The 14624-nt window shown below is 53.9% G+C and carries 23 protein-coding genes; 7 read left to right on the top strand and 16 right to left on the bottom strand.

Going from position 1 to position 14624, the window contains the following annotated elements; genetic code table 11:
- Positions 1-144 precede the first annotated feature (144 nt).
- Positions 145-588, top strand: coding sequence for a hypothetical protein (locus AC2FGE_RS19190; RefSeq protein ID WP_496820899.1), 444 nt, complete (start codon positions 145-147; stop codon positions 586-588).
- Here AC2FGE_RS19190 and AC2FGE_RS19185 read toward each other — a convergent pair.
- The 16 genes from AC2FGE_RS19185 to AC2FGE_RS19110 form a co-directional block, all read right to left on the bottom strand.
- Entirely contained in the window at positions 585-2393 is a 1809-nt protein-coding gene (locus AC2FGE_RS19185) for a portal protein (RefSeq protein WP_496820898.1), read from the bottom strand. The genes AC2FGE_RS19190 and AC2FGE_RS19185 overlap by 4 nt on opposite strands.
- Positions 2390-3730: a terminase large subunit domain-containing protein gene (locus AC2FGE_RS19180; protein WP_496820934.1), complete on the bottom strand. Its 1341-nt coding sequence runs from the start codon at positions 3728-3730 to the stop codon at positions 2390-2392. Before AC2FGE_RS19180 ends, AC2FGE_RS19185 begins: the two co-directional genes overlap by 4 nt.
- A 148-nt stretch (positions 3731-3878) precedes the next feature.
- The gene (locus tag AC2FGE_RS19175) at positions 3879-4385 is read right to left on the bottom strand and encodes a hypothetical protein (RefSeq protein ID WP_496820897.1); all 507 of its coding nucleotides are present in this window, start codon (positions 4383-4385) and stop codon (positions 3879-3881) included.
- 7 nt (positions 4386-4392) lie between these two features.
- Positions 4393-4692, bottom strand: a complete 300-nt coding sequence (locus tag AC2FGE_RS19170) for a hypothetical protein (protein WP_496820896.1) — start codon at positions 4690-4692, stop codon at positions 4393-4395.
- 9 nt (positions 4693-4701) lie between these two features.
- Positions 4702-5904, bottom strand: a complete 1203-nt coding sequence (locus AC2FGE_RS19165; RefSeq protein ID WP_496820894.1) for a hypothetical protein — start codon at positions 5902-5904, stop codon at positions 4702-4704.
- On the bottom strand, positions 5904-6275 hold the full coding sequence (locus tag AC2FGE_RS19160; RefSeq protein WP_496820893.1) for a hypothetical protein: 372 nt from the start codon (positions 6273-6275) through the stop codon (positions 5904-5906). Before AC2FGE_RS19160 ends, AC2FGE_RS19165 begins: the two co-directional genes overlap by 1 nt.
- A 1-nt stretch (position 6276) precedes the next feature.
- Positions 6277-6687, bottom strand: coding sequence for a hypothetical protein (locus AC2FGE_RS19155; RefSeq protein ID WP_496820892.1), 411 nt, complete (start codon positions 6685-6687; stop codon positions 6277-6279).
- A gap of 180 nt (positions 6688-6867) precedes the next feature.
- Entirely contained in the window at positions 6868-7032 is a 165-nt protein-coding gene (locus AC2FGE_RS19150; protein WP_496820891.1) for a hypothetical protein, read from the bottom strand.
- 754 nt (positions 7033-7786) lie between these two features.
- Complete coding sequence (locus AC2FGE_RS19145; RefSeq protein ID WP_496820890.1) at positions 7787-8329, bottom strand: hypothetical protein; 543 nt, start codon at positions 8327-8329, stop codon at positions 7787-7789.
- An 86-nt stretch (positions 8330-8415) separates the two neighbouring features.
- Positions 8416-8640 carry a hypothetical protein gene (locus AC2FGE_RS19140; RefSeq protein ID WP_496820889.1) on the bottom strand — a complete coding sequence of 75 codons (225 nt, stop codon included), beginning with the start codon at positions 8638-8640 and terminating at the stop codon, positions 8416-8418.
- On the bottom strand, positions 8637-8963 hold the full coding sequence (locus tag AC2FGE_RS19135; RefSeq protein ID WP_496820888.1) for a hypothetical protein: 327 nt from the start codon (positions 8961-8963) through the stop codon (positions 8637-8639). Before AC2FGE_RS19135 ends, AC2FGE_RS19140 begins: the two co-directional genes overlap by 4 nt.
- Entirely contained in the window at positions 8960-9568 is a 609-nt protein-coding gene (locus tag AC2FGE_RS19130; RefSeq protein ID WP_496820887.1) for a hypothetical protein, read from the bottom strand. Before AC2FGE_RS19130 ends, AC2FGE_RS19135 begins: the two co-directional genes overlap by 4 nt.
- The gene (locus AC2FGE_RS19125) at positions 9565-10269 is read right to left on the bottom strand and encodes a YdaU family protein (RefSeq protein WP_496820886.1); all 705 of its coding nucleotides are present in this window, start codon (positions 10267-10269) and stop codon (positions 9565-9567) included. Before AC2FGE_RS19125 ends, AC2FGE_RS19130 begins: the two co-directional genes overlap by 4 nt.
- Positions 10266-10649, bottom strand: a complete 384-nt coding sequence (locus AC2FGE_RS19120; protein WP_496820885.1) for a hypothetical protein — start codon at positions 10647-10649, stop codon at positions 10266-10268. Before AC2FGE_RS19120 ends, AC2FGE_RS19125 begins: the two co-directional genes overlap by 4 nt.
- A complete protein-coding gene (locus AC2FGE_RS19115) occupies positions 10646-10906 on the bottom strand; it encodes a hypothetical protein (protein ID WP_496820884.1) in 261 nt (86 codons plus the stop codon). Before AC2FGE_RS19115 ends, AC2FGE_RS19120 begins: the two co-directional genes overlap by 4 nt.
- 29 nt (positions 10907-10935) lie before the next feature.
- Positions 10936-11265 (bottom strand): hypothetical protein, encoded by a 330-nt coding sequence (locus AC2FGE_RS19110; RefSeq protein ID WP_496820883.1) that lies wholly within the window; start codon positions 11263-11265, stop codon positions 10936-10938.
- Positions 11266-11540: 275 nt separating this feature from the next.
- Here AC2FGE_RS19110 and AC2FGE_RS19105 point away from each other — a divergent pair, with 275 nt between their 5' ends.
- The 6 genes from AC2FGE_RS19105 to AC2FGE_RS19080 form a co-directional block, all read left to right on the top strand.
- Positions 11541-11927 carry a helix-turn-helix transcriptional regulator gene (locus tag AC2FGE_RS19105; protein ID WP_496820882.1) on the top strand — a complete coding sequence of 129 codons (387 nt, stop codon included), beginning with the start codon at positions 11541-11543 and terminating at the stop codon, positions 11925-11927.
- A gap of 905 nt (positions 11928-12832) precedes the next feature.
- Entirely contained in the window at positions 12833-13099 is a 267-nt protein-coding gene (locus AC2FGE_RS19100; protein WP_496820881.1) for a hypothetical protein, read from the top strand.
- Positions 13096-13395 carry a hypothetical protein gene (locus AC2FGE_RS19095; protein ID WP_496820880.1) on the top strand — a complete coding sequence of 100 codons (300 nt, stop codon included), beginning with the start codon at positions 13096-13098 and terminating at the stop codon, positions 13393-13395. The genes AC2FGE_RS19100 and AC2FGE_RS19095 overlap by 4 nt, the downstream gene beginning before the upstream one ends.
- 171 nt (positions 13396-13566) lie before the next feature.
- Positions 13567-13839, top strand: coding sequence for a hypothetical protein (locus tag AC2FGE_RS19090; protein ID WP_496820879.1), 273 nt, complete (start codon positions 13567-13569; stop codon positions 13837-13839).
- Entirely contained in the window at positions 13839-14084 is a 246-nt protein-coding gene (locus AC2FGE_RS19085) for a hypothetical protein (protein ID WP_496820878.1), read from the top strand. The genes AC2FGE_RS19090 and AC2FGE_RS19085 overlap by 1 nt, the downstream gene beginning before the upstream one ends.
- Positions 14085-14164: 80 nt before the next feature.
- A partial coding sequence (locus tag AC2FGE_RS19080; RefSeq protein WP_496820877.1) for a DUF7666 domain-containing protein occupies positions 14165-14624 on the top strand: 460 nt, incomplete at its 3' end.

The following is a 14624-nucleotide window of genomic DNA, read 5'->3' as shown; positions in this document are numbered from 1 at the left end:
CGGCGGCGGATTCTATTTTCGCATAGATGCGGTTCGCCCGATAACCTTCGGCGGCAAGGTCTTTACTAACCCCGGCGGCAGTGTTAAATTGCTGCTATGGTTAGACAAATAACGAAAACACCAGAGCACATATCATGGCGTTCAATGAGGGATCGCTGTAGAAATAAGAAACGCCACAACTACCACCGTTACGGCGGTCGGGGCATTCATGTCTGCGAACGATGGGAGAAGTTTGAAAACTTCCTCGAAGATATGGGGCCTCGTCCAGATGGGCACACGCTGGACCGGATTGATAATGACGCCGATTATTCACCGGAGAACTGCAAGTGGTCCTCTGCCAAACAACAGAGCGAAAATCGCAGCGACTTCATTCGCGGCAAGAGCACCCGACGAAAGGACAGGACAGGGCAGAAGCACAACCGCCTCACTCTTACCGAGTTTTCCCGCAGCGATGGCAAGCGAACCTATTGGATGGCCGAATGTGAATGCGGCACCGTTCTTGAGGTTGATGTCAACTCCGTTAGTCGTGGACACACTAAAAGTTGTGGCTGCTTGCAGCGAGAAAACCAGAAGCGAGGTGGTCGTTAGCGCAGTCCTGCGGCCATCTGGGCCGTCTCAACCTGCGTTTTCTGTGCGGTCGCGCCATCCTTGGCGGCTGCGGCCATGTTCTTCTGTGCTGTGGTTTCAACTTCAATCTGACGAAGCTGACCCTCTTGCTGTGCCTGCGCCTGTTGCGCCTGCGCGGCCATTGCGCGCTGTTCCTCCAGGAGTTGTAGAATCTCCTGCTTATCCTTGAGCGCAGAGGCTTTGATAATCATTTCCGGCGGTATCGGAATGCCCTGCGCGGCCATCTGCGAAAGCTGCTCAAACTGCTCATGCTGCAAGGTCACGTGGTCCGGCGTGTCTTCAATGATGATATCCACATCCATTTCTGCCAGCACGTTCTGCATTTCAGGTTGCAGCATTGGCTCGCCCGTCTCAGGGTTCATAACCTGGACATATCCGCCGGTTGGGACGTTTACCCCGATCCAATCATTCCCGCCTGTCGTCTGGTCTGTAACGCGAATCCAGCGCTCATCAGTCCAGAATTGGCGAATGCGCTCCCACATCGCCCGGTAGACGCGCAAATCCCAGTCTCTAAGGCTATCGTACAGCGGGGCAAGCTCCGCCATGCCTGCCTGTTGCTGCGCCATGATGGCACGGCCTGAGGCGTCGCCCTCTGTCTGCCCAATCAATGACGGGTTTGGCCCAATCATATCAATCTCAGACTTGGATTCTTGCAACAGCGAGAACTGCCCGGCAATCTGGTCATTCTGTGGAACCACATCGAATGGCTTCATCCCAACGCGGGCCGCATCCTCGAATGCCGCAATGTTTACGTCCACATGACCATCAGGAGCCGCAAGTTCCCGCTTCATGCCAGCTACGCTGTCAACCGCACCCTTAACGCCTACCGTCTGGCGACTGTTGAGTTGGTGCAGCAGTTTAGAGCGGCGCTTGTTGATTTCATCCTGCTGAGAAATCATCGACCGGACCATGCCGTAGCGGCGGTTTTCTCGGTCAATGTATCCCGTCATCAAGACAATCGGGCAAATCGGGTTCCCATCTTCGCACAGGTAGGGTGAAACATCGTGGTAAATCGTGCCGCCCGAAACAAAAGTGACAAGGCGCCATGTGCCCTTGTTCTTGTAGTACATGCTTGCCACACGAACGCGACGCTGTCGCTTATCGGCCCACCGAAATGAGTTATGCTCGTAAGGACGGTCCTCGTATGTCTCACCCGTCTCTGCGCTACTCATTGACGTCATCAGCAGCTCTTGCAACTCTTCCTCTGAGCCATCCCAAGAGCCTGACAGGGTGCTTATGGCCGCGTCTACGTCCATCCACTTTTGAGTACCGATGTAGGCCGCATCCGAAAAGTCTTTCTCACGGCTGTGAGGATCGAAAAACAACTCTTCCCAACGCAAGCGATTAACGGCGATTTCCAGCTTGTCGCGCTTTTGCTCTACAACTACCTCGGCACCGCCATAGCCTTCAATAATCATGTTTTCAAATGACAAAGAGCGCTTGTTTTCCAGTCGTACATTATCGTCAACGAACACCAGCGCCTTGGTGGCAATATCTGCTACTTGTTCGTCATTAGGGTTGCGCGGGTACGCCTTGGGATCGCTGCGCATCCGCTGCTCAAGCCCAACCATCGCATCCACTTTGCGCTTAATGCGGTTAATTGTGATAACAGGCTGCTTACGGCGTTTCAGCGTTGCGATTTCTTCCGCTGTCCACTGGTGCTCGTCGTAATAGTCCCGGTCGCGTTCGGACGCATCGCGGGCGTCTTGTGTCAGGTCGGCGGCATTCTGCACCATCATTTTGAGCTTTTGCAATTCAAGCATCATGCCACTTTCCATGAATCAGCCTCTTCACCCTGGCTGCTATAAGCATCCGTTGGGCGGCGAAGCCTGTTGTCATCGTCTTCTTCCGGTGGATTAACTAACGCCGGGTGGGCCTTATCGATAGCCATTCCCAAGAGCGCCCAGACGTCTACCTTGTCGTCATATTTCCCCATCGGGAACGACACCATTTGCTCAATAGAAGCCTTGCCCGCCTCAGTATTACTGATCGAAACCATGCCATTTTCTGCCCTGGCTTGTATCGCTCGCGCCATGGCTGTTTTGTCACTGGTTCGCGGTAGCCACACCAGACGACAAGTTACCTTGCGTTCTCTCATCCGGCGGCGAAGAATTGGCTCTATCGCCCTTCGGATGACGCCGCTTTCACCAAAGAAGGCATACGGCTTGTGACGCTCCATTAGGTCGATTGCGGCTTCTATCCACGCCGACGCAGTTTCTTGCCCCGACCACCACTCGCAATCATACGCCCGCATGTCCTTATCCAGGCCAATCACCCCAAGTTCAGTGTAATCGCCTGCATCTTCAGTCACAGCAAAGTCACTGAAGATGTACTTGCGTAGATTCTTCGGTGGCGTACCGTGCCGCGCAAACCACTCTCGCAGGAAATAGGTGCCATCCTCGGGCGTTGGCTCTTGCTGGTACAGTGAAGCCCACTCACGCGCGGTTAGCTGCTTCTTGATGCGACTTAGACGCTCTGCGGTGTATTTTTCGGGCCATAACGCCTCGGTTCCCTGCAAGGCGGGCAGACTGAGTACTTCCCATTGGTCAGCCCCCCTATCCATATCCGCCAACAGCCGTCCCGCTAAATCATCCTCGTGCCAACGTGTCTGGATAAGCACTACAGCGCCCTCGAACGCCTCACCCTTTTCCTGAGCCTCATCGAGGTCACGCCAGAGCGGATCGCGGTCAGGCTCAACCAATGTGCCCTCTAGGCGAGTGTACGCAGTCGAGAGATACCAGCGATAAGTTTTCTCCCTGATAACCTCACTGTCGGCGCTTTCCCTGTCCTTGACTGGATCATCAATCAGGAAGATGTGAGCGCCACGGCCAGTAACAGCCGTCCCTACGCCTGCCGCCGCGTATCCCCCACCCCCCGATGTGTGCCAACGGTTCTGCGCCTTACTATCAGCAGCAAGTGATGACTCAGGGAACAAGGTCTTGTGCTCTTGCCCTGCAACTATGTTTCGAACTTCTCGCCCAAAATCTCCAGCTAAATCACTGTTGTAGCTTGCCGCAATAATGGACCGGTCAGCGTTCCGCCCCATAAACCATGCAGGGAAGCGACGCGATGCCAGCTCAGATTTACCATGCCGAGGCGGCATAAATATCATTAGGCGCTTAACCTCACCTCGACCCACGGCCTCTAGCTTCTTCGCGATCAACTCGTGATGATCGGCAGGCCTGTATGCCCTATTTGTGTATCTTGCGTAGTCTATGAGATTATCGCGCGCCCTTCGGCGGCGAGCCAGCTCAACTGCGGCCTGCTGCAATGATGGCTGCAAGCTCTTCATCCGTTAGGTCTTCCGCTGTTAATTTTGTTAGTGACCCAGAATGCTCTACGCGTTGAGTGTCAGTCCAATTCTGCCTGCGACGATTACCAAGCCATTGCTTCATGGCGGCTGTGTCTGGCGGCTCGTAAACAGACAACTTTACAACCTCGGATCGACCCTCAGCATTCTTGCGTAAGCGCTCTACTTCGTAAGTGATGCCTGTGGCCTTTTTATACAGGCTGTGTGCAACCTCAGCGTCGGCTGCGTCTTTCCCCGCATGAACCGCCTCAAAAAACGGCTGGTGTTCTTTTTGCCAATTGTAAAACGTTTGTGCGCTGACGCCGAAGAATGTAGCCATTTCTTCGTCTGTCATTCCCAATAGAGCCAGCTTAGTTACCTGCTCACACATTGAGGGGTCGTACTTGCTTGCTGTGCCGAACTGATTTCCCTGTTCGAACTGTCCGACTTCGTTTCGTCCCTCAGTCATGGTTGCCTCACGAGTCGTTTATGACCGCAGCCTTTTCACCAGCCTGCAAGCCGCCGAAGTCACGGATCTTGCCTGATGGCACAAAGTGGCCGGTGCCCACTGCTGCAACTGGGCTTGCGCCAAATGTGACCCAGATGTCCTCTACGTCGTTATTGATTACCGTAGCAAAGTCACCCTTAGATGCTTCGATAGTGGTGGCTGATGAGGATGTGCTTGCGTTTAGTTCTTCTGTCTTGGCGTGAGTGCTTGCGATAACTCCAACGCCCTTGAATTCGGCGCGACCCATTTCGATAACAACTTGACCCATTTTCTATTCCTATAGCTTCATGCCTAAGCTTAGACGCTTGCGATCCTCAACAGATTGGAGGGCTTGCTTGTTAATCGTCGGCTTACCTATATTCACCGCCGCTGCGATGCTTACTGGTGAGAGGTTGTGTATCTGTCCTAGCTCTGGCGTTCCGATTGTCGGTTGAGCCGTTAGTCCAGATGTAGACAATGTGTGGATTTGACCGACTGTTGGGCTTCCGATTGAGGGCTGAGCAACAATGCTTAGAGGTGCGATTGCGCTTAGCTGCTCTACTGTTGGGCTGCCAACGCTCGCGAGCGCTACTATGCTACTTGGTGATGTCGCGTCAGTGCCTGGGCCTGTTGCGGTTGGATTGCCAGCCGATGTAAGTGAAACAATGCTGCTTGGCTGTACTGCATGGACCTGACCAACTGTCGGCACTCCGATAGATGGCTGCGATGTGATGCTGTCTGGCGTCAGGCCGCTTACTACGCCCGCTGTGGGTTGCCCGATGCTTGGTTGGGACGTGATGTTGCTTGGCGCTAGTGCGTGAACCTGCCCGATAGCGGGCTGTCCAACTGATGCCAAAGCGGTGATGTCGCTTGGGTCTGTGTCGTCTGTGCTGCTGCCTGCCGCGTGAGTTATGACCAGCTTAGGGTCTTGAGACGTGCCGCCCTGCCCATAACTGTAGAAGTTGACAGAGTCGTATGTGTTCGACGATCCGGGCCAAGAACTGGATTCTGTGCGGCTTGACCAAACTATCAGCCGGAACGAGCTCGCCTTGCTGTTTACCGCTGTTGCCAGAGCCGCGCTTGTGAAGGTGTTATATCCAGATGCATTGAAGCTGGACGTGTTTATGCTTGCGAGGTCGGTTAGCGCGGCGAGGTCTGATCCTGTTTGCCAGTCCGATGAATCCCAGGGCGGTGCGGAGGCAAATTCCGCAATGATGATGTCAAAGTCTGTGTTCGACTGGTCTTGCTGCCCGTAAAGCTGCAACTCAGCCGCTGAAACCGTGTCCCCGGATGGGATGCCGGATAGGTCGAACTCAAGCACCATGTAACCAATGTTGGCGCGGTTGTTTGAGTGCCAGAAGTTACCAACTGTATGCCGCCATTGGCCATCTGACCAGCTTTCGGACCCAGCCCCCGATAGACAGCCGTCGAAGTCTCCGTTGTTCTTGTTAGCGCTTAGCCCGCCGGTCTCTGCCGTGCAGTAAACCGTTGTGACTGTCATTAGGTGGCGTCGGCTATGCCGATTTCAAAGGCTGTGGTGGTGAAGGTGTTGCCGCTCGTAACAGACTGCGATGCTGAAAGTGCGCCGGTTGGCTTCAACAGGCTCAAACTATCGTCAGTCAGCGCCCAATGGGTTGCTGTGCCTGTGGCGTCAACTGTTCCGTCTGTGATAGCCGCAACGGTTCGCTGACGACCTCCGCCAGTGCGGTTCGCCGCCGCGCCAATAGACGGGCTGGCCTTGGTGGCAAGCTTGTAAGTTGAACTTGCCTCTGTGAACGTGGATGGCTCCTGGCTGCACAGATACAGGTTTTCAACATTGTTGCAGGCGTCATCAAGAGCCGCATCATACGAAGAGTCGGGCATATATGCCATTTTACTGCTCCTTGATTAGTTTTTTCGCCCACTCGATAGCGTCGGACTCAGACAGGTCCGCTTCCGCAATGGGCGCAAAGTAGTCCTCGCCCGTCTCTGGGTGGGAGCGAGTCACATAGAACTTCCATACCGTTGGAAAGGCGCGTTGCCAGAAATGCAGCCGCACACCTGTTTGAATGGGCGTGTGGTGCGAGTCCTTCATTTCCAAGAGGTAGTTCAGCTTGACACCGTTTTCCTGCATCATGCGCTTCATCATGTCGGTGGTTTGCTGTGGTGTGTCGCCCTCTTCGAAGGTCAGAGCCACCTTGGTCGGCCCTTTCTCCAAACGGTACTTGTCGCCGTCCAGTGAGATATAACTGCCCACGTGCTCAACAGAGACAGATTTGCCGAAAAGGCGCTTCAATAAGCTCATGTCTGCCCCCTACACACCCGCTCAAGCCATTCCTGGGCCTGAATTGCGGCTGCTATGTTGTCATCGAATTGCTTGCCCTGAATCCGCCAGCCTCTCGTGGCCTCGGATACAGCGCACCAGGTTATGCGGTGGTCTAGGTTGTTTTGTATTGCTTCGAGAAAACCGCCGACCGTGTAGTCTTCATTTGTCGGGGTCATCGCCCGGCCAATCCCACTCCAGACCGTCGTACACGTCACGCGGCTCGACTTCGAATGTGTGGGCAATGTCCAAAATCATCTCGTGGTCCAGCCCGCCCATGCGGTTGTATGTCAGGCACTCGCCCACTGCGGCGTCTAAGTCGCTCATTGTATCGGAACTCCCAACTCTATCCGCGCCTCAAGGACCGTTATCACCTTGCGGATATCGTCGTTTGATACGTCGCTCTGTGCTATTGTCAGGCCGCTATCTGAGAATATGCATTGAATGAGACCAGTGATTTCTTCGTCGTCTTCCTCGAAGTACTGGTCCACTTCCATTAGCCGCCGTAGCCTTCTGACATGACGCACCTCCGTGTTGGTTGCCGATATTCGCCTCTCACGCGGGCTGGCGTCGGCAATGCGCTACGTACAAGAAAACCCGCCAACCGAAGCTGACGGGCTATCCCAATCCGCGAACAGAAAGGGTGGAATGTGTGAGCGCGGGACCGGCAGAGTCTTTGCGCATTTTCTCGCCACTGAAACAGCTAGCTAGCCTGAACAGCTTTGAGCCGGTGACGTTCGCAACAACGCCGCGCTCAGGTGACAGCACCAACCTGCAGGGTTCGACCCGGGCTTGCCCAGGCCTAATGCTGTCACCAAAGGGCGGTTAACCAATCCGACAAGCCGTCCATTTCCCGTCAATCAGGACAACAGACGCGCTGCCGTGCTCCAGTACTATCCTCCGTGCCTCAGAACTAGCAAAGGAATGTTCGCGAGCCTCTTGCGCCGAGACCTCTCTGGGTGATCTCGCTCTACCAAGAAAGCTTGCCGCGATATCAAGGAGCATTGTGAACCTTTCGGAATCAAAATGACCCACCTGCTATTAGGCGAGCCATTCCGTTGGAATAATAATAGCCGTTCGGTCATTGACGGTCAACAATTTCTTTAAGGCACCCCAGCGATTCAAGGAACTTATACCCGGATTGGTTAAGTTTTCCTTGTGTGACTGGCTCTTTTCGCCCTCTCAAAACGTCCATGATTGCCCTGTGGTCTTCTGAAGACAGGCAACCAAGCGCACCCTTCCAGCGCATCCATGCATTTACTGCGGCCCTGTGCTTTTCGCCCTCGGTTCTCTCATCTGGCGGTTCGTCCGAACGGGCCTCGAACGCCTCGGGCAGAAACTCCACCTTCGCCACCTTGGCATTGATGCTTATCCCAAGAACAACGGTCGCATAGCGCGCCTCAGCCTGTGTAAGCCCGCTGTAGACGTCCCAGAGGGCGTTTGCGTCGTCTGGCCTACTACCTAGCCATATCGCCTGTCCTGCTGGCTCTGAGAGCATGACATGCTTCATTTGAGCTAACCCCTTCTTGTCTGGCTTCACTCCGACATGGCGGGCACGGACTAGCAGCCGTTCCTCGTGGCTGTTTTCCTCGGCCTCTCGCTCTGCCGCCTGTAACTCCTGCATGCGCTTCCAGCCCCGTGCCTTCTTGCGTGGTGCCGGTGCTAGGTCCAGTCCGATGCTTTTACGGTTACGCTTATCGCCCCTACCCATCACCCCTGCCCTCCAAATACATACTCAGCAAATTCCTCTGCGGTGGGCTTGCGTCCCGTCTCCCGCTCAAGTCTGAACTCCAGCCATGCTATGTGGCGGTCCTTGCGCTCCATCTGCCTGTCCTTCGCCAGTAGCTCGCGGTTCTTGCGGTCTATGGTGCGCTCCTGGGTGTCTACCTGGGTGGATAGCTGGGCGATTTGGGCTTGGAGTTGTTCGCGGGTCATGCGGCCCTCATGTCAGCAATGCACCACTCCAAAACCTCAATGGCACCACCCCATGTGTCAGCCAACATCGGGCTGTTTACGCTCCTGCAAACGTCCTGCGGTGACATCCCACGAGACCGGCACCAATTTGCATGCTCCAAAGCCTCGTCAAACGGGGTCATGCCGATTAGCGCTTCCTCGGGGATTGCCGATACAGGCTTTGGCTCCGGCTTGGGGCGCGGACGGGGCGGTAGCTCGGCGGGATACAGAGTGCTTCCACCTGTCTGCCATTTTTGACGAGCCGCTGCGTTTTCCTGTGCCGCGAGTTGCTGCATAGCGTTCATTGCGCACCGTCCCAATCGTAGGCTTTGACTTTCTGGGGCTGGGGAACTGGCGGGGTTTTCCCGGCTGGTTGCCTGTCGTCGCGTTCTACCGACTCGTGCAGCACAATCGCCTCGGCCTCTTTTTGACGGGCGTATTCATCGCCGTACTGGCTTTTGAGGGTGAAGTACCAAGCTGAACGATACCGACGCAAAACGTCTCGCGTGACATGCCCACCTGCCAACAAATCCAGAGCCACCCGGCCATACAGACACCCCTGTGGAACGGCTTCGTTCGCCTCCATGCGCTTACCGAAAACTTCAAGCGGGCTGATTTCGTCGCCCTGCGCCGGACGCTTCGAACCAGCACCCTGAATGGCCGTTGCCGCCGCCTTGATTTCAAAAGCTGTGGGCCAGGCACGTGTCTTGGCGTCTTCGTCCAGCCGCTGTGCAAACTTGGGCCACCAATCCTCGTAATCACCCCTCGGGGCGTACTTGCCGATTGTGATAGCCAGGGATTTCATTTCCTCAGCCTGCGCCCGATTGTTCTCAGCCAATTGACGGGGCATGGAACGCCGCGCCAGTAAATCCTTGAGTCGCGTTTTCAGGAAGTTCTCTCGGTAGTTCATCCGTGGCCTCCAAAGCTTACGTCCGCCAAGAGCGCGTCAAGGTCGGGTTGGGTTGAGGGTTTGCTGAGAATTTTGGTGATGTACGGAACGGGGTCGCCGGTGCGCGCGGCCTTGGCTTCGTTCATTGCAGCCCTGACGTCCTCGGCTGAGCCGCTGTCCCTGAGCCACTTGCCAATCATTTGCCCGGCCTTGTCGAAAGAGACGCCTTTGGAAACGAGCCAATCTCTACCTTTGGACCAAACGACATCGACGGCATCGCCGTCAGTTCCGTTAGGAACTGTATTATCTGGATATGGTTCTGGTTCTGGTATGGTTTCGTTTGGGTTATCCGAAACCGAACCGTTCGCTTTATCTAAGTCTTTGTTTTCGCTTGTTCTGGGCCTTCCACCTTTGGCCCCATTTGAGCGGTTCTTTTGAATTTTTTCTTGAGTGTTTTTCCAAATTTTTAGGAGGTTTTTTTGCGTAATCTCGCCATTTTCAAACGTAAGGAAACCAGAAATACGCTCCTTTATCTTTCTCCATTTGGATGGTGTTATGCCAAGAATCCGCGCATTATCCTTGTCATTGTCAGGCACCCAACCGTTGCGCCGCCACATAGCCGCCAACAGCAAAAGGTATGCGCCATGCTCCTCGACCGTCAGATGCGTTGTGTCCGCAATGTAGGCGTCCCAATACATGGGCATTGATGGGGCTTGGCTCACGAAATCACCCCCCGAAGCTCGACCTCAACAACTGGCGGGATGATGTGAAACACCACGTCTGCGGGCTTTCTGGTGCCTGCAAAGACGGTGGGGAAGTCCACCTTGAACGCCTTGTCATCGCACCCCATGGCATCCGCGATCCCGTCAATGTACGCCTTCATTGCTGTGGGGCAGTTCTGGGGGTCTCCACGCCGTGTGGGTGGATAATACTCAAGCAGGATGGTCGCCGAGGGCCAGCTGCCAACACCAGCCCTCTGAGCCATCAGGCGAGCGTCTGTACGAGCTTTTTTGGTTGCCCGATGCTTCGCCATGTGATGCGCACGAGAATTGCTGTGCAGGTCCTTGTGCGGCCATGGGAGTGTGATTGTGATGCGGGTCATATGTCCCCCGCTGGCGGCTGACCATCGGATTCCCTTGGCAACCTCGCCTCAAGGTCGTCAAAGTGGTGCGCCAGCCGCCGCAGTTGTGTTCCCATGCCCTTCTCTATGTGGCCGGTGAACAGTGGTTTCTTTTCTCCACCCTCAACGTCTGGGTAGAGCGCAAATGTCTTGCCGTTCTCGCGGTGATCCGTTGTGCGGACGATTACATGGCCGAGACGATAGAATTGCTGGTCGAGAATCTTCGGACGCTTACCCATTCACACGCCCTCCGCTGGATGGAATCCGGTCATTGACTCTCCCCCTTCTTTTTCGAAGGCTGGGAAACAGCGTAGTTTTTTGCATTTTGAGAGGAATTACCGTGAGTGAAGCCCCGTTTATCTACTTTGATATTGTGTCCGATGTTGGCTGGGTTCCGAACGTGGTTCAGGTCGGCGTGTCCGCTCTGGTTCGCGTTCAAACGCCTGGGGAGGGCGCTGAAATGCGCCAAGTCCCGGTTGGTCATCTGAGGTGCAACGCTGTGGTCGCGCGAGAACTTATTGACGCACTTGAAGCAGCCATAGAGGGAGCGAATAGCCCGCCACAGGTGCCCGAAGGCCCGCCGAATTAACGTTCTCATGATCGCCCCCCTTTGCTGGGGGAGGGATTGGAAAAACTTCCGGTATTCCTCACGTTGCCTTGAATGGAGCGATTGGCGTTGCTATTTTTTTTAGCAGACGCCTTCCAATTGAACGCATCTTGAGGACAGGGAATGCCATTATCAACACACATCTTGCTTAGAGGGCCGTACCAGCTTGCGGTGAAAACCCCGGCAGTCCGCGCGTATCGAATGGAGTGTTTATTAACCCCTAGCTCGGAGCAAATCGCGTCCGGCGTTAGGGTGTCAATTATCTGATGGACGGCGCTCTTATTCATAACACCGCCCATAATGCTAAATCATTTAGCTTTCGTCAAGCTAAGCAATCATCGTTGCGCCAAATTTCTCAGCAATGCAGAATTTTGGCCATGGATAAAGACAAGCCAAGACCCTTTGCCGACATCGCGGAGCGCCTAAAATGGCACCGCGAAATGGTCGTCGACATGAAGCAGCAGGAGTATGCTGACAGCATAGGCGTCAAACGGAGTGCCTTATCCCTCTGGGAAGCTGGTACTCACCGCCTTTCGCTGGATGGCGCACTGGCCCTTCGCAACAAGTACCAATTGTCTTTGGACTTCATGTATGAAGGCATGGCAGATGCGTTGCCTATGACCCTTCGTAATGCTTGGTTGGAAAGGCCCTGAGTGAGTGCCTCTAAAAAGTCTATCGTAAAACCTGACTTTGTTGCCCCATCAATCAAAATCTCTACCCGATCCATTGATCCTCCTCGAATCCCCAATTGGACAAAACGAGAACAAATAACTACCCTAACCCACCAAATATGGGAAGCCACTAGCCCTAGTTTAGAGTGATACCGACTAATCAAGAGTGTCGGCAAATACCTGAAATCTAGTATCTTTCTGATAGTACGCGGTCGTTCACGTTCCCGTCAAATTAACGATTTTTCTAGGTGGAAAAAAATCTCCACCCTTAAATACCTGAAAATTAAGTTAAAAAATATTGAGGTCGTTTTGGAAACAAATTGTTGCCGCTTCTGGGTCAACGACAGGAATTGGTAACTCTCTGAAATGCCGAATCAATTCTTCCGAGTAGCCCGCCTGTTCCCCCATGGCTATTTTACATGTCTCACCATGAACCCAATGAAGCAGTTCAGATCCCCTGTTTGAGACGCTTATGCGATTTTGCTTGTCTCGCTGCATGTGCCCGCCTAATACGTTGCGGTCTACTATGGCCCGCACAGTGGGCCGGGAGCGCCCGAACCGCTCGGACAGCTTAGATACGTTCCATTCTATGTCTGTATCGAACATTAATGTTCGGAATATCTGACGGGCCAATGGGTTTACGCCTAGAAGGCGTGTTGCCTCTTCGTATCTCCACAGAAATTTCTCGAAGTCACGACTCGGCCCGTGAAAACCGTTCAGTTTTTACCCCCTATGGCGCACCAGCACCACTCGTTACCATATATCCATTATAGAATATGTCTTGAGGAAGTCAGTGTCTTGGTGAGACCTTAGTGCGTTTCAACTCTTCGTTGCAGAATCTCACGTCCTGTGGTCGGCTGTAGTCCATCCTGAATTTGGAGGTTGAAATGAATAAGGTTTATGAGCTTCCTGACAAGGATAGGATTGAGCGGCTGGAGAAGGCTGTGAAGCAACTTGAGCATCAAGCTCAGCTCGATAGAATAAATTTAAGTTCCGTTATTGACGGCACGCTTCTGCTCTTCATTCCGACGACTAGGATCTCACTCGCTATTGGCGCAGGGCAATATGATGAGGTTCAAGAACACCTTGATACGCTCTTCAAACAATTGGAGAAGTTACAACAGTCCTGCAGTGAATTTGGGGCGCTGAAATGAGTAATGTTGCTGACCACCCAAGCCGCCAAAAGATTCAGGAAGACCTAGCCCGCTTGAAAAATAGCGACGGAGGTGGCACATTCGATGGCATGGAAGCGCGCGTAGCCAGACTTGAAACAAAAATGGACAAAGTTGAGGACCGCCTCAACTCCATTGAGGTTTTGCTCGCAAGAATCGATGCGAAGCTTGACTCCAAGATAGACTACAAGTGGCTCACTGTTTACGTGCTTGGCATCATTGCGGTTGTAATGCGCAATGAGATTGCTGCATGGATCGCATCCAACACAGCACCCTAATCTCTCCTGAAATTCTGAACGCTTGGCCCCGTTCCGGCGGGGTTTTTCTTTGCCTTCTGACTGGGCGCTAGATTTCTAGCTAAATCATGAAGCCAAATTTTTTAGCTTTTTATTCTTGCATTGCTAATTCATTTAGCTTACTTCCCTTCTACAGATACGGAAGGAAACGACATGCAAATCAGCAAAATCATAGAGGCGGCACAGGTCCAGCGCGGGATTATCCCCCAGACCTTTGTTTGCGGTTGTTGTGGTTCTGAACTGGACCGTGACGACCATATGCGCGGCCACTTCCTCCCTGAGTTTGAAGAGGCTGTTGTCAACCTTCTCGGCCCCAACGTCTGCTTTGGCTGCGCTGATGAAATGGACAAGAGCGAAACGGACGAGGACGACCCCAAATACGGCTCTGACGACGAATACGACATTCGGAAAGAGGAGTGCGTGTGATGCACCAAGCTGAGCAAATCATGCGTATTCACTTACAGGACAAGCAATCAACTGTTGCTTCTGTGGGTGCCCTCTATGGCCTGTTAATCGCCGCAGACAGCGCGACAAGCAGTATCGATTGGTCGGGCGTTCACGAAGCGATGAAAGAACGGTTTCAGCCAGAGAAAAATCTCGACTGGCTCAAGAAAATGGACCGCATCAAGGTCCACGGCTGGCGGCTGTACGACGCAGTATGTGAGGCGTAGTCATGACCCGCGAGTTCACCACTCCCTTAGCCCCAGACCATGAGTTTGCCCAAGGCGATTTCCGAGAGGAAGGAAAAAGCATGACCAAGATTATCGCATACAAAGGCTTTAACGCCGACTGGACCTGCCGAGGCTTTCAGTTCGAAGTTGGCAAAACCTACGAACACGAGGGTGACGTTGAGGTCTGTGGTGCAGGATTCCATGCCTGCACTCACCCACTTGATGCCTTTAACTACTACGGGCCGAACAAATCCAGGTACGCGCTGGTTGCACTGTCCGGTGAAACTGACAGAGAGCAAGGTGGAGATACCAAGCTTGCCGCCGCTCGCATTGAAATAAAGGCGGAACTTCACCTTGGAGAACTAATTGAAGCCGCTGTAAAGCATGTGTTTGACGCAGCGAAATGGGTTAAGGGCAGCGCCGTAAAGAAAGATCAGGGTGCAGCCTCAGCCACAGGCGATCAGGGCGCAGCCTCAGCCACAGGCTATCGGGGCGCAGCCTCAGCCACAGGCGATCAGGGCGCAGCCTCAGCCACAGGCG

It is taken from the genome of Ruegeria sp. YTSA075, from assembly GCF_059610245.1.
This window is presented reverse-complemented; position numbering and strand designations above follow the sequence as displayed.

Bases quoted from the DNA above. Each gene is read 5' to 3' on its own strand.
- AC2FGE_RS19165 (WP_496820894.1), bottom strand. From the start codon at position 5,904: ATGACAGTCACAACGGTTTACTGCACGGCAGAGACCGGCGGGCTAAGC.
- AC2FGE_RS19135 (WP_496820888.1), bottom strand. From the start codon at position 8,963: ATGAACGCTATGCAGCAACTCGCGGCACAGGAAAACGCAGCGGCTCGT.
- AC2FGE_RS19130 (WP_496820887.1), bottom strand. From the start codon at position 9,568: ATGAACTACCGAGAGAACTTCCTGAAAACGCGACTCAAGGATTTACTG.
- AC2FGE_RS19085 (WP_496820878.1), top strand. From the start codon at position 13,839: ATGCACCAAGCTGAGCAAATCATGCGTATTCACTTACAGGACAAGCAA.
- AC2FGE_RS19185 (WP_496820898.1), bottom strand. From the start codon at position 2,393: ATGATGCTTGAATTGCAAAAGCTCAAAATGATGGTGCAGAATGCCGCC.
- AC2FGE_RS19160 (WP_496820893.1), bottom strand. From the start codon at position 6,275: ATGGCATATATGCCCGACTCTTCGTATGATGCGGCTCTTGATGACGCC.
- AC2FGE_RS19175 (WP_496820897.1), bottom strand. From the start codon at position 4,385: ATGACTGAGGGACGAAACGAAGTCGGACAGTTCGAACAGGGAAATCAG.
- AC2FGE_RS19145 (WP_496820890.1), bottom strand. From the start codon at position 8,329: ATGCAGGAGTTACAGGCGGCAGAGCGAGAGGCCGAGGAAAACAGCCAC.
- AC2FGE_RS19100 (WP_496820881.1), top strand. From the start codon at position 12,833: ATGAATAAGGTTTATGAGCTTCCTGACAAGGATAGGATTGAGCGGCTG.
- AC2FGE_RS19110 (WP_496820883.1), bottom strand. From the start codon at position 11,265: ATGAGAACGTTAATTCGGCGGGCCTTCGGGCACCTGTGGCGGGCTATT.
- AC2FGE_RS19140 (WP_496820889.1), bottom strand. From the start codon at position 8,640: ATGACCCGCGAACAACTCCAAGCCCAAATCGCCCAGCTATCCACCCAG.
- AC2FGE_RS19090 (WP_496820879.1), top strand. From the start codon at position 13,567: ATGCAAATCAGCAAAATCATAGAGGCGGCACAGGTCCAGCGCGGGATT.
- AC2FGE_RS19180 (WP_496820934.1), bottom strand. From the start codon at position 3,730: ATGCCGCCTCGGCATGGTAAATCTGAGCTGGCATCGCGTCGCTTCCCT.
- AC2FGE_RS19105 (WP_496820882.1), top strand. From the start codon at position 11,541: ATGGACGGCGCTCTTATTCATAACACCGCCCATAATGCTAAATCATTT.
- AC2FGE_RS19190 (WP_496820899.1), top strand. From the start codon at position 145: ATGAGGGATCGCTGTAGAAATAAGAAACGCCACAACTACCACCGTTAC.
- AC2FGE_RS19150 (WP_496820891.1), bottom strand. From the start codon at position 7,032: ATGAGCGACTTAGACGCCGCAGTGGGCGAGTGCCTGACATACAACCGC.
- AC2FGE_RS19095 (WP_496820880.1), top strand. From the start codon at position 13,096: ATGAGTAATGTTGCTGACCACCCAAGCCGCCAAAAGATTCAGGAAGAC.
- AC2FGE_RS19155 (WP_496820892.1), bottom strand. From the start codon at position 6,687: ATGAGCTTATTGAAGCGCCTTTTCGGCAAATCTGTCTCTGTTGAGCAC.
- AC2FGE_RS19120 (WP_496820885.1), bottom strand. From the start codon at position 10,649: ATGACCCGCATCACAATCACACTCCCATGGCCGCACAAGGACCTGCAC.
- AC2FGE_RS19170 (WP_496820896.1), bottom strand. From the start codon at position 4,692: ATGGGTCAAGTTGTTATCGAAATGGGTCGCGCCGAATTCAAGGGCGTT.
- AC2FGE_RS19115 (WP_496820884.1), bottom strand. From the start codon at position 10,906: ATGGGTAAGCGTCCGAAGATTCTCGACCAGCAATTCTATCGTCTCGGC.